This is a genomic window from Streptomyces sp. SID5464 (genome assembly GCF_009862985.1).
Lineage (GTDB): Bacteria > Actinomycetota > Actinomycetes > Streptomycetales > Streptomycetaceae > Streptomyces > Streptomyces chartreusis_D.
Window position 1 is genome coordinate 441,388 of the sequence record NZ_WWIQ01000022.1, and the last position, 22,277, is coordinate 463,664.

The 22,277-nt window shown below is 68.2% G+C and carries 25 protein-coding genes; 13 read left to right on the forward strand and 12 right to left on the reverse strand.

Going from position 1 to position 22,277, the window contains the following annotated elements:
* Positions 1 to 23 precede the first annotated feature (23 nt).
* The 3 genes from GTY47_RS17535 (at position 24) to pknB (ending at position 5,143) form a co-directional block, all read left to right on the forward strand.
* Positions 24 to 1,472, forward strand: a complete 1,449-nt coding sequence (locus GTY47_RS17535; protein ID WP_010032586.1) for an FtsW/RodA/SpoVE family cell cycle protein — start codon at positions 24 to 26, stop codon at positions 1,470 to 1,472.
* Entirely contained in the window at positions 1,469 to 2,944 is a 1,476-nt protein-coding gene (locus tag GTY47_RS17540) for a penicillin-binding protein 2 (protein ID WP_010032587.1), read from the forward strand. The genes GTY47_RS17535 and GTY47_RS17540 overlap by 4 nt, the downstream gene beginning before the upstream one ends.
* 168 nt (positions 2,945 to 3,112) lie before the next feature.
* Positions 3,113 to 5,143 carry a Stk1 family PASTA domain-containing Ser/Thr kinase gene (gene pknB, locus GTY47_RS17545; protein ID WP_010032588.1) on the forward strand — a complete coding sequence of 677 codons (2,031 nt, stop codon included), beginning with the start codon at positions 3,113 to 3,115 and terminating at the stop codon, positions 5,141 to 5,143.
* Positions 5,144 to 5,304: 161 nt separating this feature from the next.
* Here pknB and GTY47_RS17550 read toward each other — a convergent pair whose 3' ends face one another.
* Genes GTY47_RS17550 through GTY47_RS17570 form a run of 6 tightly spaced genes read right to left on the reverse strand, consistent with a single transcriptional unit; the run spans position 5,305 to position 9,575 of the window.
* The gene (locus GTY47_RS17550; protein WP_010032589.1) at positions 5,305 to 6,057 is read right to left on the reverse strand and encodes a class E sortase; all 753 of its coding nucleotides are present in this window, start codon (positions 6,055 to 6,057) and stop codon (positions 5,305 to 5,307) included.
* Positions 6,058 to 6,070: 13 nt separating this feature from the next.
* Positions 6,071 to 7,237: a class E sortase gene (locus tag GTY47_RS17555; protein WP_010032592.1), complete on the reverse strand. Its 1,167-nt coding sequence runs from the start codon at positions 7,235 to 7,237 to the stop codon at positions 6,071 to 6,073.
* Positions 7,234 to 7,872: an aminodeoxychorismate/anthranilate synthase component II gene (locus GTY47_RS17560; protein ID WP_010032593.1), complete on the reverse strand. Its 639-nt coding sequence runs from the start codon at positions 7,870 to 7,872 to the stop codon at positions 7,234 to 7,236. The genes GTY47_RS17555 and GTY47_RS17560 overlap by 4 nt, the downstream gene beginning before the upstream one ends.
* On the reverse strand, positions 7,869 to 8,066 hold the full coding sequence (locus GTY47_RS40280; RefSeq protein WP_020273112.1) for a hypothetical protein: 198 nt from the start codon (positions 8,064 to 8,066) through the stop codon (positions 7,869 to 7,871). The genes GTY47_RS17560 and GTY47_RS40280 overlap by 4 nt, the downstream gene beginning before the upstream one ends.
* Before the next feature lie 17 nt (positions 8,067 to 8,083).
* Positions 8,084 to 8,770, reverse strand: coding sequence for a class E sortase (locus tag GTY47_RS17565; RefSeq protein ID WP_010032595.1), 687 nt, complete (start codon positions 8,768 to 8,770; stop codon positions 8,084 to 8,086).
* A gap of 22 nt (positions 8,771 to 8,792) precedes the next feature.
* Positions 8,793 to 9,575 carry a DUF881 domain-containing protein gene (locus tag GTY47_RS17570; protein ID WP_029180672.1) on the reverse strand — a complete coding sequence of 261 codons (783 nt, stop codon included), beginning with the start codon at positions 9,573 to 9,575 and terminating at the stop codon, positions 8,793 to 8,795.
* 140 nt (positions 9,576 to 9,715) lie between these two features.
* Here GTY47_RS17570 and crgA point away from each other — a divergent pair, with 140 nt between their 5' ends.
* The gene (gene crgA, locus GTY47_RS17575; protein WP_010032600.1) at positions 9,716 to 9,970 is read left to right on the forward strand and encodes a cell division protein CrgA; all 255 of its coding nucleotides are present in this window, start codon (positions 9,716 to 9,718) and stop codon (positions 9,968 to 9,970) included.
* Positions 9,971 to 10,226: 256 nt separating this feature from the next.
* On the opposite strand, the gene GTY47_RS17580 is transcribed toward crgA, so the two are convergent.
* On the reverse strand, positions 10,227 to 11,117 hold the full coding sequence (locus tag GTY47_RS17580; RefSeq protein WP_010032604.1) for a rhomboid family intramembrane serine protease: 891 nt from the start codon (positions 11,115 to 11,117) through the stop codon (positions 10,227 to 10,229).
* Between the two features lie 99 nt (positions 11,118 to 11,216).
* On the reverse strand, positions 11,217 to 11,744 hold the full coding sequence (locus GTY47_RS17585; RefSeq protein WP_010032607.1) for a peptidylprolyl isomerase: 528 nt from the start codon (positions 11,742 to 11,744) through the stop codon (positions 11,217 to 11,219).
* 385 nt (positions 11,745 to 12,129) lie between these two features.
* On the opposite strand from GTY47_RS17585, the gene GTY47_RS17590 reads away from it, so the two are divergent.
* The gene (locus GTY47_RS17590; RefSeq protein ID WP_010032608.1) at positions 12,130 to 12,831 is read left to right on the forward strand and encodes a DUF5324 family protein; all 702 of its coding nucleotides are present in this window, start codon (positions 12,130 to 12,132) and stop codon (positions 12,829 to 12,831) included.
* A 447-nt stretch (positions 12,832 to 13,278) separates the two neighbouring features.
* Here the strand turns inward: GTY47_RS17590 and GTY47_RS17595 are convergent, their stop codons facing one another.
* Together GTY47_RS17595 and GTY47_RS17600 are read right to left on the reverse strand one after the other, a co-directional pair.
* Positions 13,279 to 13,824 (reverse strand): hypothetical protein, encoded by a 546-nt coding sequence (locus tag GTY47_RS17595; protein ID WP_010032609.1) that lies wholly within the window; start codon positions 13,822 to 13,824, stop codon positions 13,279 to 13,281.
* Entirely contained in the window at positions 13,740 to 14,585 is an 846-nt protein-coding gene (locus GTY47_RS17600) for an N-terminal phage integrase SAM-like domain-containing protein (RefSeq protein WP_010032611.1), read from the reverse strand. Before GTY47_RS17600 ends, GTY47_RS17595 begins: the two co-directional genes overlap by 85 nt.
* Here GTY47_RS17600 and GTY47_RS17605 point away from each other — a divergent pair.
* Complete coding sequence (locus GTY47_RS17605) at positions 14,584 to 14,976, forward strand: hypothetical protein (RefSeq protein ID WP_010032613.1); 393 nt, start codon at positions 14,584 to 14,586, stop codon at positions 14,974 to 14,976. The two genes, GTY47_RS17600 and GTY47_RS17605, sit on opposite strands and share 2 nt — an antisense overlap.
* A gap of 486 nt (positions 14,977 to 15,462) precedes the next feature.
* On the opposite strand, the gene GTY47_RS17610 is transcribed toward GTY47_RS17605, so the two are convergent.
* On the reverse strand, positions 15,463 to 15,873 hold the full coding sequence (locus GTY47_RS17610; protein ID WP_010032616.1) for a DUF6233 domain-containing protein: 411 nt from the start codon (positions 15,871 to 15,873) through the stop codon (positions 15,463 to 15,465).
* A 59-nt stretch (positions 15,874 to 15,932) separates the two neighbouring features.
* On the reverse strand, positions 15,933 to 16,691 hold the full coding sequence (locus tag GTY47_RS17615) for a DUF6221 family protein (protein ID WP_010032618.1): 759 nt from the start codon (positions 16,689 to 16,691) through the stop codon (positions 15,933 to 15,935).
* Between the two features lie 145 nt (positions 16,692 to 16,836).
* Between GTY47_RS17615 and GTY47_RS17625 the strand changes: the two genes are divergently transcribed.
* From GTY47_RS17625 to GTY47_RS41880, 7 genes are all read left to right on the forward strand, one after another.
* Positions 16,837 to 17,343, forward strand: coding sequence for a hypothetical protein (locus GTY47_RS17625; RefSeq protein WP_010032619.1), 507 nt, complete (start codon positions 16,837 to 16,839; stop codon positions 17,341 to 17,343).
* A complete protein-coding gene (locus GTY47_RS17630; RefSeq protein WP_158688376.1) occupies positions 17,340 to 17,828 on the forward strand; it encodes a hypothetical protein in 489 nt (162 codons plus the stop codon). Before GTY47_RS17625 ends, GTY47_RS17630 begins: the two co-directional genes overlap by 4 nt.
* Positions 17,829 to 18,125: 297 nt before the next feature.
* Positions 18,126 to 18,692, forward strand: a complete 567-nt coding sequence (locus GTY47_RS17635) for a hypothetical protein (protein WP_010032623.1) — start codon at positions 18,126 to 18,128, stop codon at positions 18,690 to 18,692.
* Between the two features lie 942 nt (positions 18,693 to 19,634).
* A complete protein-coding gene (locus GTY47_RS17640; RefSeq protein WP_010032626.1) occupies positions 19,635 to 20,069 on the forward strand; it encodes a PASTA domain-containing protein in 435 nt (144 codons plus the stop codon).
* Positions 20,070 to 20,141: 72 nt separating this feature from the next.
* A complete protein-coding gene (locus tag GTY47_RS17645; RefSeq protein WP_010032629.1) occupies positions 20,142 to 20,672 on the forward strand; it encodes a helix-turn-helix domain-containing protein in 531 nt (176 codons plus the stop codon).
* The gene (locus tag GTY47_RS41875; RefSeq protein WP_324604432.1) at positions 20,659 to 21,420 is read left to right on the forward strand and encodes a phage terminase large subunit; all 762 of its coding nucleotides are present in this window, start codon (positions 20,659 to 20,661) and stop codon (positions 21,418 to 21,420) included. Before GTY47_RS17645 ends, GTY47_RS41875 begins: the two co-directional genes overlap by 14 nt.
* Entirely contained in the window at positions 21,369 to 21,917 is a 549-nt protein-coding gene (locus GTY47_RS41880; protein WP_324604433.1) for a hypothetical protein, read from the forward strand. Before GTY47_RS41875 ends, GTY47_RS41880 begins: the two co-directional genes overlap by 52 nt.
* The last annotated feature ends 360 nt before the right edge of the window (positions 21,918 to 22,277 follow it).

A 22,277-nucleotide genomic window follows, 5' to 3' on the forward strand; every position in this document is an offset into this window, starting at 1 on the left:
GCCGTGAGAGGCCCCGTTAGAAGATGAGCGGTACGAATACGTCGCACTCGCCGACGCACCACACGTCCACCATCGGCGCGATCGGCGCACCGAGCAGACGCAACACCGAGCTGGCACTGCTGGTGTTCGCCGTCGTCATCCCGGTGTTCGCCTATGCCAACGTCGGCCTGGCCATCAACGACTCGGTGCCGCCGGGCCTGCTGAGCTACGGCCTCGGACTCGGCCTGCTCGCGGGCGTCGGCCATCTCACCGTGCGGAAGTTCGCGCCGTACGCGGACCCGCTGATGCTGCCGCTGGCGACGCTGCTGAACGGGCTCGGTCTGGTCGTCATCTGGCGCCTGGACCAGTCCAAGCGACTCAGCAACTACGCCGAAGCCGCACCGCGCCAGTTGCTGTACTCGGCGATGGGCGTCGCCCTGCTGGCGGTCGTAGTGATCTTCCTCAAGGACCACCGTGTCCTCCAGCGCTACACCTACATCTCCATGGCCGGAGCGCTGTTCCTGCTGATCCTGCCGCTCGTGCCGGGACTCGGCGCGAACATCTACGGCGCCAAGATCTGGATCAAGATCCCCGGCCTCGGCACGCTCCAGCCCGGTGAGTTCGCCAAGATCGCCCTGGCGGTCTTCTTCGCCGGCTACCTCATGGTCAAGAGGGACGCCCTCGCCCTGGCCAGCCGCCGCTTCATGGGCCTGTACCTGCCGCGCGGCCGCGACCTGGGTCCGATCCTCGTCGTCTGGGTCATCTCGATCCTCATCCTGGTCTTCGAGACCGACCTCGGTACGTCCCTGCTGTTCTTCGGGATGTTCGTCATCATGCTGTACGTCGCCACCGAGCGGACCAGCTGGATCGTCTTCGGTCTGCTGATGTCCGCGGTCGGCGCCGTCGGTGTGGCGAGCTTCGAGCCGCACATCCAGACGCGTGTGCAGGCCTGGCTCAATCCGATGCGCGAGTTCGAGCTCTCCCGCGCTGGCGTCCAGGACGGCGTCGTCCACTCCGAGCAGGCGATGCAGGCCCTGTGGGCGTTCGGCTCCGGCGGCACGCTCGGCACCGGCCTCGGGCAGGGCAACTCCGACCTGATCGGCTTCGCGGCCAACTCCGACTTCATCCTCGCCACCTTCGGCGAGGAGCTCGGCCTGGCCGGCGTCATGGCGATCCTGCTGCTCTACGGCCTGATCATCGAGAGGGGCGTACGCACCGCGCTCGCGGCTCGCGACCCGTTCGGCAAGCTGCTGGCCATCGGCCTTTCCGGCGCCTTCGGCCTCCAGGTCTTCGTCGTGGCCGGCGGTGTCATGGGCCTCATCCCGCTGACGGGCATGACGCTGCCCTTCGTGGCCTACGGCGGTTCCTCCGTGATCGCCAACTGGGCCCTGATCGGCATTCTGCTGCGCATCAGCGACACCGCCCGGCGCCCGGCCCCCGCTCCCGCCGCCAACCCCGACGCCGAGATGACCCAGGTGGTCCGCCCGTCATGAACAAGCCACTGCGCCGGATCGCGATCTTCTGCGGCCTGCTCGTCCTGGCACTGCTGATCCGCGACAACTGGATCCAGTACGTCAAGGCCGACGAGCTGAGGACCGACACCAAGAACCGACGCGTCTCGATCGAGCGCTACGCCTCGCCGCGCGGCGACATCATCGTCGGCGGCAACCCCATCACCGGGCACGCGACGACCACCTCGGGCGACTACAAGTACAAGCGCACCTACAAGGACGGGCCCATGTGGGCACCCGTCACCGGCTTCGTCTCGCAGGCCTTCGGCGCCAACCAGCTGGAGTCCCTCGAGGACGGCATCCTCACCGGCAACGACGACCGGCTCTTCTTCCGCAACACGCTCGACATGCTGACGGGCAAGAAGAAGGAGGGCGGCAACGTCGTCACCACGCTCAACGCCGCCGCGCAGAAGGCCGCGTACAACGGCCTGAAGAAGCAGGGCGGCAAGGGCGCGGTGGTGGCTCTGGAGCCGTCCACCGGCAAGATCCTGGCGCTGTCGTCCTACCCGTCGTACGACCCGTCGTCGATCGCCGGCAACAGCACCAAGGACGCCGAGGCCTGGAAGAAGCTGGACAAGAAGAACAACCCGGACGACCCGATGCTCAACCGGGCCCTGCGCGAGACGTACCCGCCCGGTTCCACCTTCAAGGTCCTCACCGCGGCCGCCGCCCTGGAGGACGGGCTGTACACGGACGCGGACCAGAAGACGAAGTCGCCGCTGCCGTGGACCATGCCGGGCACCACGACCGTGCTGAAGAACGAGGGGAACATCCCCTGCGAGAACGCGACGCTGCGGGTGGCGCTCCAGTACTCCTGCAACACCGTCTTCGGCAAGATCGGCTCGGACCTCGGCAACGAGAAGATGCTGGCCGAGGCCAAGAAGTTCGGCTTCACCGAGGAGCAGTTCACGCCGGTCCGCTCCAGCGCGTCGGTGTTCTCCGACAACATGAACCCCTCGCAGACCGCGCTGTCCTCCATCGGCCAGTTCAACACCGCGGCCACCCCGCTCCAGATGGCCATGGTCGCCTCGGCCGTCGCCAACAACGGCACCCTGATGAAGCCGTACATGGTCGACGAACTCCAGGCCCCCAACGTCGACACCATCGAGAAGACCGAGCCGGAGGAGATGAGCAAGCCGATGTCGGCCGAGAACGCCCAGATCCTCCAGTCGATGATGGAGACCGTGGTCGAGAAGGGCACGGGCACGAACGCCAAGATCCCCGGCGTCAAGGTGGGCGGCAAGACCGGTACCGCCCAGCACGGTGTCGACAACAGCGAGAACCCTTACGCGTGGTTCATCTCGTACGCCAAGGGGGCCGACGGCAGCTCGCCGGTCGCCGTGGCGGTCGTGATCGAGGACGACAACGCCGTCCGTGACGACATCTCCGGCGGCGGCCTCGCGGCGCCGATCGCGAGGAACGTGATGGAGGCGGTCATCAAGAGCAAGCAGTGACCCCGCTCACGTCTGCTTCACATCGGTGCACGTTGCGATACCGGTCCTGTATCGGCTGACGAGCTTGGCCAGGTCACACAAAGCGAGCCGGGTACGGTAGGCCCGGACGGCAGCCTCCGACCGTACAAGCTTCCGGTCGGGACCGACGGAGAGGGCTGGTAGGTAGCTATGGAAGAGCCGCGTCGCCTCGGCGGCCGGTACGAACTGGGCCAGGTGCTCGGGCGTGGTGGCATGGCGGAGGTCTACCTCGCGCATGACACCCGCCTCGGACGCACCGTGGCGGTGAAGACGCTGCGCGCGGATCTCGCGCGTGACCCTTCCTTCCAGGCCCGGTTCCGCCGGGAGGCCCAGTCGGCCGCCTCGCTCAACCATCCCGCGATCGTCGCGGTCTACGACACGGGCGAGGACTACATCGACGGGGTCTCGATCCCGTACATCGTCATGGAGTACGTAGACGGCTCGACGCTCCGCGAGCTGCTCCACTCCGGCCGCAAGCTGCTGCCGGAGCGTGCCATGGAGATGACCATCGGCATCCTCCAGGGCCTGGAGTACGCCCACCGCAACGGGATCGTCCACCGCGACATCAAGCCGGCGAACGTCATGCTGACGCGCAACGGCCAGGTCAAGGTGATGGACTTCGGCATCGCCCGCGCCATGGGCGACTCCGGCATGACGATGACGCAGACGGCCGCCGTCATCGGCACCGCCCAGTACCTCTCGCCGGAGCAGGCGAAGGGCGAGCAGGTCGACGCGCGGTCGGACCTCTACTCCACCGGCTGTCTGCTCTACGAACTCCTCACCGTGCGGCCCCCGTTCGTCGGCGACTCCCCGGTCGCCGTCGCGTACCAGCACGTACGTGAAGAGGCCCAGGCCCCGTCGGTCTTCGACCCCGAGATCACGCCCGAGATGGACGCGATCGTCCTCAAGGCACTGGTCAAGGACCCCGACTACCGCTACCAGTCGGCCGACGAGATGCGCGCCGACATCGAGGCCTGCCTCGACGGCCAGCCGGTCGCGGCCACGGCCGCGATGGGCTCGGTGGGCTACGGCGGCTACCCCGACGACCAGCCGACGACGGCCCTGCGCGCGGACTCCGGCGCGGGCGCCACGTCGATGCTGCCCCCCATGAACCCGGACGACGGCGGCTACGGCTACGACGACCGCCCCGACCGGCGCCGTGGTCAGCAGCGCAAGTCCAACACCTCGACGATCCTGCTCGTGGTGGCGGGCATCCTGGTGCTGGTCGGAGCGATCCTCATCGGGCGGTGGGCGTTCAGCGGCAACGGAGGCGCGAGCGACGACACGCTCGCCGCGCCCAACTTCGTCGGTGAGACCCAGCAGAACGCCAAGAAGCTGGCCAGCAACGCCGACCTGGAACTGACCTTCTCCAAGAAGCCCTGCGAGGACCAGACCAAGGGCAACATCTGCTCGCAGGACCCGAAGGCCGGCGTCGACGTCAAGAAGGGCGACACCATCTCCCTGGTGGTGTCGACCGGGGCGCCGAAGGTGGCGGTGCCGAGCGTCGTCGGCGACAGCCTGGACGATGCCAAGGCGAAGCTGGAGGGCGACAAGTACGAGTTCGTGGTCGAGACGAAGTCGAAGGAGTCCACGGAGGACCCCGGCACCGTCCTCGAGCAGAACCCGGAACTGGGCGAGGAGGTGGAGAAGGGCACCACCATCACCCTCACCGTCGCCAAGGAGGCGGAGAAGTCCACCGTCCCGGACGTCCTCGGCCAGAGCTGTGACCAGGCCAAGACGCAGATGCAGGCCAGTAACCTGGTCGGCAACTGCACCGAGGTGGAGACCGACGACGACAACCAGGTCGGCAAGGTCATCGCGACCACACCGCAGGCCGGCACCTCCGTCGACAAGAACTCGTCGGTCAACATCCAGATCGGCAAGAAGAAGGAACAGCAGAAGACGCGCGTGCCCCAGGTCGTCGGCCAGACGGTCGGCCAGGCCAAGCAGACCCTGGCGGCGGCCGGTTTCACGAACATCCAGTTCGCGGGCGGCAGTGACCAGAGCGACACCGCCCTCGTCTCCGGTCAGGACCCGCAGGGCAACCAGGAGGTCGACGACCCCGCGGGGACGACGATCACCCTCCAGACCGTCGGCTTCGGGAACAACGGCGGCAACAACAACGGCGGTAACGGCAACGGCGGCATCTTCGGCGGCGTCACCGGCCGCGACGAGGACTGACCCGGCGGGTCGTACCCGGCCAACGGCAGGGCCCCGGCGCCTCGACAGGGTGCCGGGGCCCTGCCGCGTCAGGCCCGCTGCCAGGTCCCGAAGTGCCGGTGCAGGGCCGCGAGTGGTACTCGGCGCGCTGCTTCAGCGCCAGGGCTCCACCAGGAGATCGGTCACCGCAGTTCCTTCGGGGGTGTGCGGTCCGCGTTGACCTTCTCGACCCGCTCCAGCTCGCCCCACACGATGTACCGGTACGTGCTCGTGTACACCGGCGTGCAGGTCGTCAGGGTGATGTAGTGCCCGGGCTTCTTCTTGCCGGACTCCTCCGGGACCGCCGAGAGGACCTTGACGTTGTACTTCGAGGTCTCGGGCAGGATCGCGTAGACCTTGTAGACGTACCACTTGTCCTTCGTCTCGAAGACGATGGGGTCGCCCTTCTTGATCTTGTCGATGTTGTGGAACTTGGCGCCGTGACCGTCCCGGTGGGCCGCGAGGGCGAAGTTGCCGTTCTTGCCCGACATCGGCAGGGCCGCCTTGACCGGATCGGTGTAGTACCCGGCGACACCGTCATTGAGGATCTTGCTCGACGTGCCCTTCTCGACCAGGACCTCGCCGTTCTTCATCGCCGGCACGTGCAGGAACCCGATGCCGTTCTTGGTGTCCAGCGCACCGGGGCCGCCCTGGCCGTGGGCCCAGTCGTCACGGACCTTGTCCGCCTGCTTCCCGGCCGCGCGGTCGGCGACCACGTTCGTCCACCAGAGCGAGTAGGCGACGAACAGGCCCAGGACCAGGCCCGCGGTGATGAGGAGTTCCCCGAAGACACTCACCGCCATGGCGATCGGGCCGGGACGGCGCCGGGCCGCGGACGGCCGGGACGCCGTCGCGCCGGTGTGCTCTTCGTGCTCCGTGTCGGTGGTCGCTGCCACTGGTCATCTGCCCTTAACTGACGAGCGCATCCGGCTTGCCCTTGCTGCGCGGCCGTTCCTCGACCATCTTGCCCCAGACGATCATCCGGTACTTGCTGGTGAACTCCGGCGTGCACGTGGTCAGCGTGATGTAGCGGCCGGGCTCGGTGAACCCCGACCCCGTGGGGACGGGGTTCAGAACGCTCGTGTTGCTGGGCGACGTGACCGGCAGGATCGACGCCATCTTGTAGACGTAGTACTCGTCCTGCGTCTCCACGACGATCGGATCGCCCGGAGTGAGCTTGTTGATGTACCGGAACGGTTCTCCGTGGGTGTTGCGGTGCCCCGCGAGCCCGAAGTTCCCGGTCTTGTCACTGGGCATCGCCGTCTTCAGGGCGCCCTCGGCGTAGTGGCCGACCATGCCCCGGTCCAGAACGCCCTTGTTGCTCGTGCCCTCGGCGATCGGCACCACCACGTCCAGCTTCGGGATGTGCAGGATGGCGAAGCCCTGCCCCGGCTCGAAGACCCCCGGGTTGCGCTTGCCGTTCGCCCAGTCGTCCTGGAGGCTGCTGGCCTCCTTGCCGGCCTGCGCGTGCGCCCGCACGTTCGTCCACCACAGCTGGTACGTGACGAACAGCAGCATCAGCACACCGGTGGTGATGAACACCTCGCCGATGGCCCGGCTGGCCACCACCGCCGGGCCCGGCTTGCGCGCCCGCGCCTGCCGTCGCGCCTCGACCCGCGACAGCGGCGCCCGCCGCTCCTCCTGCGCCGAGTCCTGAGCCGATTCCTGGGCCGAGCGGGTCTCCGAAACGCCGCCATGGCGCCCGTGACGGCGCTTGGCGGCCTTTCTGCGGGCCGCGCGGCCGCCGGGGGCAGGTCCATCGTGCCGTGTGGCGGAAGAGCCCGGAGAGCCGGATGTGGGGTCACCGGCCGCGGGCGGCGGATCCGGTATCCGCAGCGCCACCGTCTCCTCGTCGGCCGGAGGCAGATACGGCTCGTCCGGGACGGGCTCGTACGACGCCGCGTACGGCTCCGGCTCTGACATGTAGGGCTGTGACGGTGACTGCGGCTGCGGTTCCGGCCGCGGGGAAGCACCGTACGCCCCTCCGCCCGACCAGTCCTCGAACGCACCCGGCACCCCGTACGACTGCTGCCCGTACGAGGTGTCGGACTCGCGCTCGGGGCGCAGCGCCGTCACGCCGTGGCCCTGCCCACCACCGGGGCGAGCCCGGCCGACCTCGCCACCGCACCCTGGTCGCCGCACTCCACCAGCCAGTTGGCCAGCATCCGGTGCCCGTGCTCGGTCAGCACCGACTCGGGGTGGAACTGCACGCCCTCGACGGGAAGTTCGCGGTGCCTCAGGCCCATCACGATGCCGTCGTGCGTCCGGGCCGTGACCTCCAGCTCGGCCGGGACCGTCGCGGGCTCGGCGGCCAGCGAGTGGTAGCGCGTCGCCGTGAAGGGCGAGGGCAGGCCGGCGAAGACACCCCGGCTCGTGTGCTCGACCAGCGAGGTCTTGCCGTGCAGCAGCTCGGGCGCACGGTCCACGACCCCGCCGTACGCCACCTGCATCGACTGCATGCCGAGGCAGACACCGAAGACCGGGACGCCCGTGGCGGCGCAGTGCCGGACCATGTCGACACAGACGCCCGCCTCCTCCGGAGTCCCCGGGCCCGGGGAGAGCAGGACACCGTCGAAGCCGTCCTGGGCGTGCGCCGTCGACACCTCGTCGTTGCGCAGGACCTCACACTCGGCGCCCAGCTGGTACAGGTACTGGACCAGGTTGAAGACGAAGCTGTCGTAGTTGTCCACGACCAGAATGCGCGCGCTCACTGGTTGTCCACCGTCACATCGTTGAAGGGCAGCAGCGGTTCCGCCCACGGGAAGACGTACTGGAAGAGGACGTAGACCACGGCCACGACCAGGGCGAGTGAGATCAACGCCTTCACCCACGTGTTGCCCGGCAGATGCCGCCAGATCCAGCCGTACATGCCGTCCCTTCCGTCGTACCACGGCACCAGACCCACGCCGTACAGCCACCAGACTAACGTCGGAGCGCCTCTGGTTTCCCTGCCTCCACAGGCTGGGTGGAGTCCAGGTGCGCCCAGACGATCAGCCGATGACTGTGTCCCCATTCCGGTTCACACGTGGTCAGCGTCAGATAGCGGCCCGAACGCGTGTACCCGGATGTACGTGGGACAGGGTCGATCACCTCGATGTCGGAGGGCACTGTTTTGTACGGTCCTTTGTCGATCCGATACGTGAACCAGGTCGTGCCGTCGGTCAGGACCACGGCGTCACCCCGCCTCAGCTCGGGAAAGTCCTTGAAGGGATCGCCGTAGGTACGGCGGTGGCCGGCGACCGCGAAGTTGCCCTTCTGGCCGAGCTGGGCGGTCTCCGCGTAGTGGCCCAGGCCCTTCTTCAGGGTGCCGGTGGCCGTGCCTTCGAGCACCGGCTTGTTCCACGTGAAACCAAGACGCGGGATGTACATGATCGCGAAGGGCTTGCCCTTGGCGTAGGGCGCGGGTCTCGGCGGGCTCGCGGGGGAGGAGCCGTCCGCCGCGGGGGGCGCGCTCGACTTCGCCCACTGCTCCTGGAGCAGTTCGATCTGGTCGTCCATGACTCCGTCGGCCTGCACGCCGGTCCAGAACAGGACGTAGACGACGAACAGCACGATCACGCTGCCGACGGTGATGCACAGTTCGCTGAGGGTCCTGACGATCACACGCACCGGCGGCTCCCCCGGCCAGGCTCTACTCCTCCACGGGCTTCGCGTAGTGCAGATCCACTGTGCCCGAGTAACCGGGAAGAGTCACCGGCCCGTTCTCCTCGACTTTCCAGCCGAGCCCGTAGACGTTGACGTAGACCATGTAGTTCTGGATCGCCGGGGACGCCGCGAGCGCCTTCTGGAGCTTGCCCGGGTCACCGACCGCCGTGATCTTGTACGGCGGTGAGTAGACGCGGCCCTGGAGGATCAGGGTGTTGCCCACGCAGCGCACCGCGCTGGTGGAGATCAGCCGCTGGTCCATGACCTTGATGCCCTTGGCCCCGCCCTGCCACAGCGCGTTCACCACGGCCTGGAGGTCCTGCTGGTGGATGACCAGGTAGTCGGGCTGCGGCTCGGGATAGCCGGGCAGCTTGGCGGTGGCGTCCGGCGGGGCGTCGTTGAGCGTGACCGTGAGCGACTCGCCCTTGAGCTTCTGCGTGCCCGCGCGCTTCTCCAGGGCGGCGAGCTTGTCGTCCTCCGCCTTGGTGCTGCCGTCGTCCCGCTCGGCGAGCGCCTCTATCTCCTTGCGCAGGGTCCCGTTGGTCTCGTCCAGCTCGCCGTTCTCCCGGCTGCGCTCCTGGATGAGGTCGGACAGCTTCAACAGCGAGGTGTCCGTGCGGATATTGGTGCCCTTGGCGGTGTTGAAGCTGGTGAAGAAGATGAGCCCCGCGAGAGCGAAGACGGCCGCCGTGAGGATCCGCACGGGCCGGAAACGGCGCGCGCGCTCAGGGGTGGATCCCGTCCCGGGGGAGTCGGCAGAATTGCTCAACGTACCCTTATCTCCTTCGGCGCCACGGAAGCACTACGCTAACGGACGCCCGGGGGAGCACTCAGAGTCCCCTCAACGCTGCCCCGAGACCGACCCAGTTCCCTGCGCGGCCACGCAGCGCATCGACAGGAGAGACCCTCGTGCCGAAGTCACGTATCCGCAAGAAGGCCGACTACACGCCGCCGCCCGCGAAGCAGGCGACCGCGATCAAGCTGAACAGCCGTGCCTGGGTCGCGCCCGTCATGTTGGCCATGTTCCTCATCGGCCTGGCCTGGATCGTCGTCTTCTACGTCACCGACGGGTCCCTGCCCATCGACTCGCTGGGCAACTGGAACATCGTGGTGGGCTTCGGCTTCATCGCCGCCGGATTCGGTGTCTCGACCCAGTGGAAGTAGGGGTCACCGGAAGGTGAACGCAGCTCTGCCCAGGGCTGTTCGCCGAGTTATCCACAGCCGTTTTCCACAGGTGGAAAAGAAAGACGATCTGTGGATAACTCGTTGGGCGTTGACGCCGGTATGACGGAAGTACCGGAACTCGAAAACTTGTTCGCCCCCTGCCTGACCTGCGGAAACACGGGTCGATGACAGGGGGCACAGGTGTTCCCGCACACTGTGCACAAGATCCGCCACCCGCTGTGGACAACGGTCGCGCTCAGCTGAGCTGGGCCGTCCTCAACAGGGTCAACAGGACGACCACGGCCAGGACCAGCGCACACGTGCCGTACTGGATCAGGGCACGTCGCTCGCGCGGCGCGTGGACCATGGCGTATCCGACGACGACACCGGCGACGAGGCCGCCGATGTGGGCCTGCCAGGAGATGTTGAAGCCCGGGCTGAAGGTGAAGATCAGGTTGATCACCAGCAGCGCGATGATGGGCCGCATGTCGTAGTTGAGCCGGCGCATCAGCACGGCCGTCGCACCGAACAGGCCGAAGATCGCGCCGGACGCACCCAGCGTCGCCGTGTTCGGGGAGGTCAGCAGATAGGCCAGGGTGCTGCCCGCGAGTCCGGAGACGAGGTAGAGCGCGAGATAGCGCACACGGCCGAGGGCCGCTTCGAGCGGGCCGCCGAGCCACCACAGGCTGAGCATGTTGAACGCGATGTGCCAGATCTCCTGGTGCGTGAACATCGACGTCACCAGGCGGTACCACTCGCCTCCCGCCACGCCCTGTGTGGGCGTGAAGGGCGCCGGCGGCCAGGCGCCGAGCAGGACGAGGTCGTTCAGGAGCGACTCGTGGACCTGGACGGCGATGAACACCGCCAGGTTGATCCCGATGAGGATCTTGGTCAGCAGGCGGGGGTCGGCGGTGACGGCTCCGCCGGCGATCGTCCGGGGCATGGCGGCCGTGGGGGCGTGGCCGGTGCCGGAACCGCTGCGGACGCACTCGGGGCACTGGAAGCCGACGGAGGCGTTGACCATGCACTCGGGGCAGATCGGGCGCTCGCAGCGGGTGCAGCGGATGCCGGTCTCGCGGTCCGGGTGGCGGTAGCACATGGGGACGCTGTGGGCGTCCTGCGGGCTGCCCGCAGCCTGGTCGTCCATGGGATCCCCTAGGTCGTGATGAGAAAAGCCCGCCCCGCTCATCTTTACGGACGAGCGGGGCGATTGGTTCCCTGCGGAGGCTTCGGCACTCGGCGGGTCTCAGCGGGTCTCGATCACGACCGACTCGATGACCACGTCGTTGACCGGGCGGTCGGTGCGCGGGTTCGTCTGGGTCGTGGCGATGGTGTCCACGACCTTCTGGCTGGCCGCGTCGGTGACCTCGCCGAAGATGGTGTGCTTGCGGTTCAGCCACGCCGTCGGGGAGACGGTGATGAAGAACTGCGAGCCGTTGGTGCCCGGGCCGGCGTTGGCCATCGCCAGCAGGTAGGGCTTGTCGAAGCGCAGGTCCGGGTGGAACTCGTCCTCGAACTGGTAGCCGGGACCGCCGGTGCCGTTGCCCAGCGGGTCACCGCCCTGGATCATGAAGCCACTGATCACCCGGTGGAAGACCGTGCCGTCGTAGAGCCTGTCCGTGGACTTCTGGCCCGTCTCCGGGTGGGTCCACTCCCGCTCGCCCTGGGCGAGCTCGACGAAGTTCTTGACCGTCTTGGGGGCGTGGTTCGGCAGAAGCCGGACTTCGATGTCGCCGTGGTTGGTCTTCAGGGTGGCGTAGAGCTGCTCAGCCACGATCTGCCTTCCGTTGTCTTTCCGTGACTCCCTGATCCTCGCATGGACGGGGCTCCGCGTCGCCCGACCTCCGTTCACCGGAGGTAAACCGGGCCGATCGCTTGCAGAAAACCAGTCGAGTAGTCCCGGGGCGGGGGCGCGCGGAGGCGATCCGTGGCATTGTCGACGACAAGCTCCTGTTGAACCCTATTCATCCGCTATTGCATGTGATCGGCTCCCGATCAGCGCTCGGTCCGCTCTTGATCGGTTTTCGACCGGAGATGGCCCGGAGCCGGCTCCCGTGACCCGGATGCCCGCCCGCGCATGCCTGGCGGTGCGCCGGGAGGCATGATCCGTAAAAGGGTGGAAAGTCGAAATACCGTACGCCACCGAGGAGGAGGAACCCGTGACCCGCATCGACAGCGTGCGCGCCGCGACCGGTTCGGCGAAGGACAGCGTGCTGCACGCCGCGGAAGTGGTGGCGCCCTACGCCGACACGGCCAAGGACAGGGCCGCGCACTACGCACACGAGGCACGCGTACGGCTAGCGCCCAAGGTGACGCAGGCCGCCGGGCAGGCTCGCGTCCAGTACGGCGCCCATGTGCAGCCGTATCTGGAGCAGGCCCGGACGCATGTGCCGCCGAAGGTCGACCAGGCCGCTCACGAGGCCGCCGTCCGGACACGCAAGGCCGCCCGGCAGGCGGCGGAGTACTCCAGGCCGAGGCTCGAGCAGGCTGTGGCCGCGGCCGTGCCCGTCACGACGGAGGCCGCCGCCCGGAGTGTGGCCGCGATGGCCGCGCTGCGCGGTCAGGTCTCGTCGAAGGAGGTCCAGAAGCTGATCCGCAGGCAGGAACGGCGGGCGAGGGCCGGCCGCGCCATGAAGGCGCTGGTCGTTGTCGGTGCCCTCGCGGGCGGTGCCTTCGCGGCCTGGAAGTGGTGGGACAAGCAGGCCAACCCGGACTGGCTGGTGGAGCCGCCCGCCGCGACGGAGGTTCCCGAGTCGGGCCGTCTGAGCTCCGTGGACGGCAGTGGTGAGTCCGTTCTGGACCCGGAGGTCGAGGCGAAGCAGGCCGAGGACGAGGCCGCCCGGCGCGACGACCGTTCCTGACGGCCACCGAGGCCCAGAACTCGGCCGACTCGGCCACGGATCCAACGGCTCGGCTGCCGACCCCATCAGCACGGCGGGGCGGGAGACTCGGGGCTCAGTCTTGAGAGCCTTGGGGGTCTCCCGTCCCGCCGTGCTGTTTCACGTGAAACATGCGTCGGCGGCCCGTGCCCGTCCTGCGCGCCATCCTCCGGACCACGCAAAAGCCCTCCGAACCACGTTTCCGCAGGTCGGAGGGCTTTCAAGAGTGGAGCCTAGGGGAGTCGAACCCCTGACATCTGCCATGCAAAGTCACGTGCAGCGACTAGCGAGTCTGGCCGAGTCTCGCCGAGCGGCTCCGAGTGCAGGTCAACGGGCATGCGACCTACCGATCACGAGTTTCGCCGAGTCCCGACGAGGGGCGCGGAGTGGGTTTTGTGGAATCGATGTGGATTCCAAGCCCGGCCGGGGTCATGAGACGGCCCGCAAGTGACGTCCGCTGGCGAGGACTTCGCGCGCGTTGTCGAGGGCCTGCTCGCCTCGGTGGGTGTACAGCCAGGTGACCTTGCCGCCCCGCTCGTGCCCGAGGATGTACTGCACGTCGACCTCGGACATGCCGCCCTCGTGCAGGCGCGACGCGAAGCGGTCACGGTAGTCCGAGACGCGCGGCCACCACTCACGGCGCCCGGTCTCCGGATTCGTCACCATGCGCGCGAGGCCGGCTTCCAGGATGGCCGGGATCCACACCCGCCGGAAGTTGTTCCTGCTCAACGCACCTTCAACGGGAATCTCAACCCCGTTGACCTTCTTCGTCGTCCCGGCGAGCGGGCCTCGGAAGACCAGTTCCTCAGGGTGCATGCCGGACTCGACAGGCGTCACGGTTGCCGCAGGGTCCAGCCGGTCAATCATCGCGAAGGCCGCAGTCTTGGCCTTCAGCGTGAGCGGGACGGTGCGGAAGCCGGCCGCCGTCTTCGGGATGCCCTGGCGGCGCAGCGTGCCGCGGTCGTCGATGACCACACCTTGACCGTGTCGGCCTCCAGGTCGAGGAAGATCCGGCGGGTGCCGGCGGTCTCGCCCCAGCGCAGGCCGGTGTTTTCGAGGAAGTCGGTGACAGGTTGCCACCATACCGGGATGTGCTTGCGGATCTCGGTGTACTGCTCCTCTGTGGGGGGCGTCAGGTCGTCGGGGTGCCGTACGGGCGGGCTCGCCGTCTTGGTGACGTCGGCGGCCGGGTTGAAGGGGATGCGCTGGTCGCGGACGGCGTGCCGGAGCATCATCTTCAGCAGTTCCAGGACCTTCGTCTGCGTGGCGTAGCCCTTCAACTCCTTGGCCACCCAGGTCTGGAGCTCCAGGTAGGTGAGGGAGTTGAGCTTGCGCTTCCCCCACTTGGGCTGGATATGGACGGTCCACGCGGACAGCTTGCGGTTGCGGGTGGTCGGCCGGGACGGCTCGTTGGCCGGCCACCACTCCTCCCACCACTTCGCCCTTCGCTGGACCGACCTCCAAGACGCCCTCGCGTCGACCGGCACCACCACATGGCCCCCGCCGGCCGCATGAGCGACTACCTCAACGCCCTCGACCAGGCCGACGAGGAACTCGCTGAAGCCGCGCGCTGGCAGGCCGCCTACAACCGGCAGTTCCTCGACCGCGACCCCAACCAGATCGGCGCCACCCGGCCCCCGCTCCGCATCGCGATCCTCGACACCATGCGCACCGTCGAAGCCGCCCTCACCGCCACCGGGGGACCAGGTCGCCGCCGCCGTCCAGCGCTCCCCCATGACCTTCGCCCCGCGGTCGTGGCTGGCCGCCGACCGGGCCGGCCGCGCCAAGCTGGCGCGCGCCGACGCCGTGGACCCGCGGCGGTGGCGCTTCGGCGGACGGCACACCGCCCCGCACACCGCCCTGTGGCTCCTCGCCCGCGTAGAGGGCGCACCCGGCCCGTTCCGGCCGCTGCCCGACCGCGAGGCACGGCTGATCGCCAACGTCGCGGCAGAGGCCTGCGAGCGGGTTGAGCGCGCCCTCGACATCGCCGGGCGTACGGCCACCATCGCCCACCCCTGCCCGGACTGCGGCGGCCAGATCGAGATCCACGGAGGTGCCGGCGTCCAGCCCGTAGCCCGCTGTACCGCGTGCGGGCGCACCTGGACCGGGCTGGACACCGCGGCCTGAGCCCAGTTGCGGCAGATGTATGGCCCCGCCGGACTATTGAACGCAAAGTACACAAGGAATTACTATCGGTCGAGTAAGGGATGTGCAGCCGCGCAGCCCGACCCCCTGCACCTCTGCCCCACCCGCTACGGGTCCTCAAGCGCCCCGGAGCAATCTGCTACCGGGGCTGGCCGAGGAGAGGGGGGCCGGGATGCATGACGGCTGGACCGGAATCGTAGTCGGGGTGATTTCAAGCGTGACGTTTATCGTCACCTTGTCCCTGCACGCGGTGTCCGGTATTGCGGAAAGGGCGGCCGAAACCGTCCGCGCGTTGAAAACCGCTAAGGCGGAAATACAGCGCCCCGCCACAGATGGTGACGACACGAGCGACAAGGCTCGATAGTCGGGGGCGGCCCCCGCAAGCATCCCGCGGGGGCCGTAGGCCCTGGTGCTCGCCTAGTAGGTCAGTGTGTCCGGACCGCCGCCGCGCCACTCGATCAGCACGGCTCAGTCCAGGACGCCCAACTCGGTGTCTGGCCGACAGAATTGGCACGCCTCGATGTTCGGGTCCGTGATGGACACGCGCGCATCGTGCTCCGTGATCCAATACGGCGTGCCCTCGATCATCGAGCAGTCACCGACGTGGATGATCGCGGGCTGAGGCCCCCGGGCCGTCCGCTTCTGCTGGACAACGAACTGCGGCCGGGGCGCGATCTGCGCCATCGGACCGAGGCCGGTACCGCCCTTGGGGAGCCGCGACCGCCGTGGCGGTGGGGCCTCAGCGCGGGCAAGGGCGGCTCGTACGGCTTCCCGCTGGAGCCGCAGGTACGTCACGATGGTCTCTTCGTCGGCGAGCTGCTGATCGAGGTACGCCAGGATCGCCCGAAGGCGGCGTGAATCTGGCGGCAACTCGTTCACGCGTTCGATTCAAACATCAAGCCCCAACCCAGTCGAGGCAGGGGCTCACAGCCGTCCAGCTACGGCCGCCACTCCCACTCCTCGCGGTATCCGGGCCGGTCCGCGTACGGCAGCGCGAGCAGGCGTGTCACTGGGGCCAGGCACTCAGCGGTCTTGATCAGCTCGCTCTCTTGCAGGTGCAGACGGCCGAACTCGTCAGCATCCGAGTGGATCACTTCGCGCATTCGGGCGCGCAGCGCCAACCGATCTTCGACGGCCGTTGCGTACAGGTCGAGGATGCGCCGCTTGGCGTCGATCTCGCGCAGCACCCGCGCCGGATTGTGCACGGCGATGAAGTCAGCGTCGGCGAGCCCTTGTTCCGTGTCCGCAGTTTCGACTCCCGCTCCCGGACGCCCGAAGTCGACGGTCCAGCCGTAGTCGCCGATACCGCTCTGTACCCACGGCCCAAGCGTTGCCGCTCGCGCGACCCGCTCGTCCTCGTCGAGCTGGGCGCGCAGCCACTGCACGAACTCGCGAGCCGCCTCCAAGGCCGCCCCGGGCGGGACCGCGATTCCTGTCGCCTCCATTGACGCTCCTTCGTCTCGGGTCGCGAGGTCTGTGCGCTTGCCCGGCCGCGGCGGGTTCGCCGCGAACCACGCGGCCACCTCATCCGCACGGAACCGGGGACGCGTACTGCCCTCACCCTCGACGGGCCTCGGGAAGTCGTCGCGCGTCGTCCGATACGAGTGCACCGTCTGACGGCTGACCCCGTGCTCCAGCGCGATCTCCGAGACGGTCATCAAGCGCGGAACCCCCTCGCTGTCAGGGCTCTTGGGCACGGCAACATCCTTCCCAAACCTCTTGACGTTGTAAAGAGGTTCCGCCGCTCTGGCACTGCACCAACAGAACGGCCCCGACCGGAGCTCTCACCCTGCCGGTCGGGGCCGGACCTACCCACAACCGTGACGAAGTAGCAGGTCCGCCATGGAGCGTACCGATCAGCCCGCGAAACAGCCCAGCCACGCCGTGACCTGCCAGAGCTGCAACGGCTCCGCCGGCCGCGTCGAAACCACCACCGACGACGGCGTCATGCGCCAGACCTGGCACTCGAAGGGCTTCGGCGCCGCCGCCTGCCCCGGCGGGATCCTCGGCTGGGCTCACTCCCGCTCGGGCACCGTCGGCAACGGCCTCGGCGAGCGCACCAGCCAGGCCACGACCGGCACCACTTCCACCCAGGGCCTCACCACCGGTCAGCTCGTCGGCCTCGGCGCCACCGGCGCGGTCATCGTCGTCATCGCCGTCCTCCTCGTCGTCCTTGCCTACAGGGAGGCTGGGCGGAAGGACCGCCGTCGGATCATCGGCGGCGCCTACGTGGGCAGCACCCTGTGCCTGACCGCAGGCGTGGCCGGCGCCCTCGCCTGGCTGCCCGGAGCGCTCAACGCAGTCGGCGACGGCGTGGTTGCCGCAGTGCAGGGGGCCGGACTCCTGTGAACCGCCTTGCCCGTACCGTCGACCGCCTCGCGGACGGCTCCAGCGTCCTCGCCCGGCGCATCGGCGCCCGCATCACCGCGTGGGTGGCCCGGGCCCGCCGCGACGACCTGACCGGCTGGCGCGCCGCTCTCGGCTGCTGGCTGCGCCTGGCCGTCCTCGTCCTGGGCCTCTACGGCCTGTGGGGCCTGGTGCGCACCTTCCCGGGCCTGCTGTGGCTGCTGTCGGCCGGGTGGACGGCGGCTGCCTGGAAGCCCGGAAGGCTGCCTCCCCCGAGAGCACCGATGAGGGACCCGCCGACGGTGCTCCGGGCCCTGATGTGGAGGCGGTCCGGCGGCTGCTCCTCGACATCATGGGGACCGGCAGTGGAGTGCACCTCCGGACGGTCCTCGCGCACCTCCAGGAGCACGGCCAGTGGGAGGGCCGAAAGGTGGCCGATCTGCGCGTGCACCTGGAGCGCCTGGACATCCCCGTCGACCGCTCCGTGAAGGTGTCTGGAGTGCCGACGTGGGGGGTGCGCCGGCGGGACCTCGAAGCCCCTTCCCCGGCCGAGCCGCAGGAAGCGTCTACCGAGCCGTCTACCGCCGCCTGACCTGCACGTCTATCAGCTCACCTACCGCCTTCTACTGGCTGATCTACCCACCATCTACCGGCCGGAGCGCTCGGCGCAGGCACGAGGTAGTACCCGCATTGAGTGACTTCGGGTCACAGATCAGGAACAGCGCCTTCACTGCACCTTCACACAGGCGCATCATGCACCACATCACGCATCACCTGGGGGGACCATGAGCACACCCACGCCGCCGCAGCCGGACTTCCCGCCACCGCTCCCACCCGAGCCGCCGAAGCCCGCGAAGTCCTGTACGAACGCGATCATCATCGGGTCAGCCGCCGCCGTGATCGCCGCGATCGTCGCCACCGGCATCGTCGTCGTGCAGTCACAGGACAAGGAAAGTGCGCCGGCCACCACCACCGCATCGAGCGCCCCAGCCGAGGACCTCGCGACCACCGCCGCCGACGAGCCGGAACCGGAGCCGACGTACAGCGAGCTGGACGCCGACAGCTTCACCATCAAGCTGCGCACCACCGACCGGCAATGCTTCGGGTCGGCGGGCTGCAACATGACCGTGGAGCCGAAGCTGAGCTACCTGGGCCTCACCGACGACATCGACCCGGACGCCGTGTACGAGATCACCTACGAGATCCGCGGCGGCGACTCCGGCCCGGTCATCGAGACGGCTGAGTTGTCGGACCGGACGAGCCTGAACTACACCCCCACCGTGCTCAGCACCGCTTCGGCGAGCACGAAGGTCTCCGTGGAGATCACCGACGTGGTTGTCCAGGGGCAGTGAGGCATCGCAGGACGCACACGACAGGCCCCCGCCGGATTCGGCGGGACCTTCGCGTGACCACAGGTCCGATCGACCAGTTGGACAGACGTGGACATGCGTTTCGGGATCGAGGGTGGCCCGGCCGATGGCGGCGAGTGACGGTGCAGCCCGGCGAGCACGGCCGGCCGCCTGGCCAGATGGAGATCAGCGGCGGCACCTACGTGCTGCGGATGTGGGGAGCTGACCCCCACCCTGATGCAGACTGGCACTACTGCTGGCTGCGCGCTCAGCCGCTGAACAAGTGAATGACGCGCCGCCGTAACTTCAGGACGGCAACGCCTCCAAGCGCCGTCAACGGGGGGCCATGAACAGATCACGCACACGCAAGGACGACATCCGCCGCCTAGCCTGGCGTTCGGCTGTGGCTTTCACAGTGGGTGCCATTCTGCTGCTGCTTTCCCTGCCGAAGAGTGATGGCGTCTTCCCACCTGGCAGCCCGGCTCACTACGAGAATTTCTGGCTCGAAGCCCTCGGTGCCTCCAGCGGGCTTCTCGGTTCCTTGGGTGGGCTCTGCGGTGGAATCGCCGCAGTCATCATGGCCATGCGGACACCCAAGCCGCCTCGCGATCCTTCACGTCGACCGGATCCTGCGCCCGACCCGGACCGCACCGACGGGCCTGAGATGTAGTTGCGTTCCGGGCGATCATGCCGCATCCTGGCCTCACGTCCGGCGTGCCCGGACACGATCACTTCACCGACGGCCCCCGCAGCCACCCGCCCGGGGGCCGTTCGCGTACCCACAGACCGCCGCGCAGGGCACACCCGATCGCTCACACCGTGCGGGTTTGCTCTGGCCGCTCACCCTGCGCGACTCACACTTCGTCACAGAACAGACACACAGCCTTCACGCTGTGCTCGTGCAGCGCATGATGGCCCCTCAGCAACAACATCCCAGGGGGGACCATGCGCATCCGTACCACCATCGGCGTGCTCACCGCCGCAGCACTGCTCACGCTCACCGCCTGCGAGGGCACTGAGGACACCGGCTCGAGCAAGCCTGACGCCGTCGCCGAGGAACCCAGCGAGCAGACGAAGCAGGACACGGCCACTGCCGAGACGGACACCGAGGCCGCCGACACGGACACCGAGGCCAGCGCCGACGCTGGGTCGGAGACCGCGACGCTGCCCGACTTCACCGGCCAAGGACTCCAGGAAGCCCAGGACGGCGCGCAAGCCGCCGGCTTCTTCATCCTCACGTCATCCGACGCGACCGGCGCCGGCCGCATGCAGGTCTTCGACCGCAACTGGACGGTTTGCTCCCAGACTCCGGAGCCCGGCGAGCACCCGACGTCGACGACGGTCAACTTCGACACCGTCAAGATCGGGGAGAGCTGCTGACGCTCCCCGCACCACGACTGGCCCGGCCGTTCTCCCCATACGGCCGGGCCTTCCTCATGTCCGGGAGGTGCCATGCCGAACCAGTACGGCCGCCCGGTCACCGAAGAGGACTACCAGCGCGTCCGCGAACTGCACGCCCTCGGCATGGGCCTCAACGCCATCGCCCGCGAGATCGACCGCGCCCAGCGCACCGTGTCCGTCATCGCCGCCGAACTCGGCCTGACCTTCGACACATCGATGACCGAGGAAGCCACCCGCGCCCGCGTCGCCCAGCTCGCCGCCCTGCGCGCCGACACCGCCCTGGACCTCCACCTGGACGCGCTCAGGCTCACCCAGCAGATGTGGGAACCGGCCGTCGTGTTCAACTTCGGCGGCAAGGACAACACCTTCGCCTCCCGCGAGGTCCAAGAGCCCCCGGCCGTCGACAAGAAGGCGCTCATGAGCGCGGCCGGGATCGCCCTGGAGAAGTCCCTGAAGCTCGTGCCGCCCGCCGACGACTCCGGCGCCGAGGACGCCCAGTCCATGCTCGGCAAGCTGATGGCCGGCCTCAAGGCGGTGTACGACGAGGCCGCCGACGAGGAGGCGGAGGGTGAGTCTCCTTGATGCGCTTCCGCTGCCCCGCAAGCAGATCCGGTCCATCGTTCAGGCCGAGGCGCGCATCAACGCGTGGGAGGGTTCAGTCCGGTCCGGGAAGACGACCGCGAGTTTCGTCGCGACGGCCCCGACCGGCGGCGAGCTGGTCATGGTGGGGCGCACCCGGGACACGCTGTACCGGTACGTGATCGCTCCGCTGATGAACCCGGACCTGTTCGGCCCGCTCGCGAAGCTGATCAAGTACACCAACGGCGCCCCGATCGCCTACATCATGGGCCGCGCCGTCCACGTGATGGGGGCGAACGACGCCAAGGCGGAGCCCAAGGTCCGCGGAATGACCTGTGCGGGGGCGTACGTCGACGAGGCGACCACCCTGCCGAAGACGTTCTTCGACCAGCTGGTGGCGCGCTGCTCGGTCAAGGGCGCGAAAATCTTCACGACGACCAACCCGGACAATCCCGCGCACTGGTTCCGCAGGGACTACCTGAAGCGGCCGGCCGAGACCCGGCTCCGCGCCTGGCACTTCACCCTGGACGACAACCCATTCCTCGACCCCGAGTACGTCGCCTCGCTCAAGAGCACGTACGTGGGCCTGTTCTACCGGCGGAACATCCTCGGGCACGGGTCCAGGCCGAAGGCGCCATCTACGAGGCCTTCGACGAGCAGCGCCACGTCGTCGCCGACATTCCGCACATCAGCCGCTGGTTGTGCGACGCGATCGACTACGGCACGACCAACCCCTACGCCGACCTGTTGATCGGCCTCGGCGCGGATCAGCGGCTGTACGTCGTGTCGGAGTACCGGTGGGACTCGCGGGCGCAGCGCCGGAAGATGACCGACGTCGAGTACAGCCAGGCCCGCAAGCGCTGGCTCGCCTCCGTGGCGCAGCCGCAGACCAACGTGCTCGGAGTGCGCCCGGAGTGGACGGTCGTCGACCCGTCCGCAGCCTCGTACATCGAGCAGCTGCACCGCGATGGCGTCTCGGGCGTCACCCCGGCCGAGAACACGGTGGTGGACGGCATCCGCACGGTCGCCTCGCTGTTCGCTGGTGACCGGCTGCGTATCCACCCGTCCGCGCGCGGGCTTATCGAGGAACTCCCCGGCTACTGCTGGGCCGACGAGAAGGCCGAGAAGGGCGAGGACGCCCCGATCAAGGTCGACGACCACAGCTGTGACGCGTTGAGGTACGGCGTCCGCACGACCGAGGCCCTGTGGCGGCCGCACATCCCGATGCTCTTGGAGGCGGCCGCCTGATTCATAGTGATCGAGGGCAACGACAACTAAAGAACACCCCCGCCCGGGCCCCCCGAATAGCTTCCCCCTCCAGGAGGATCGAGCAAGTAATTGTGAGGTGGCGGTGGGGGTGATGGCGGCTCCTGACGGGCTACCTCCCCGGCAATTCGCAGAAGTTCGGTTTCTCGACTGTCTTTAGCCCCTTCAAGAAGTTTTTTGATCTCCTCAAGGTCAATCGCTCGCCCTGACTGGAGATCGCCCCGACTGGCCGTTATCACAATCCTGCTGGCACGAGCGAGGGCTTGATACATGGGCACCCTGACCAGGGAGTTCCTGTCTAGGGCACGGAAACCATCTACCTCATGGTCACCCGATGAGATC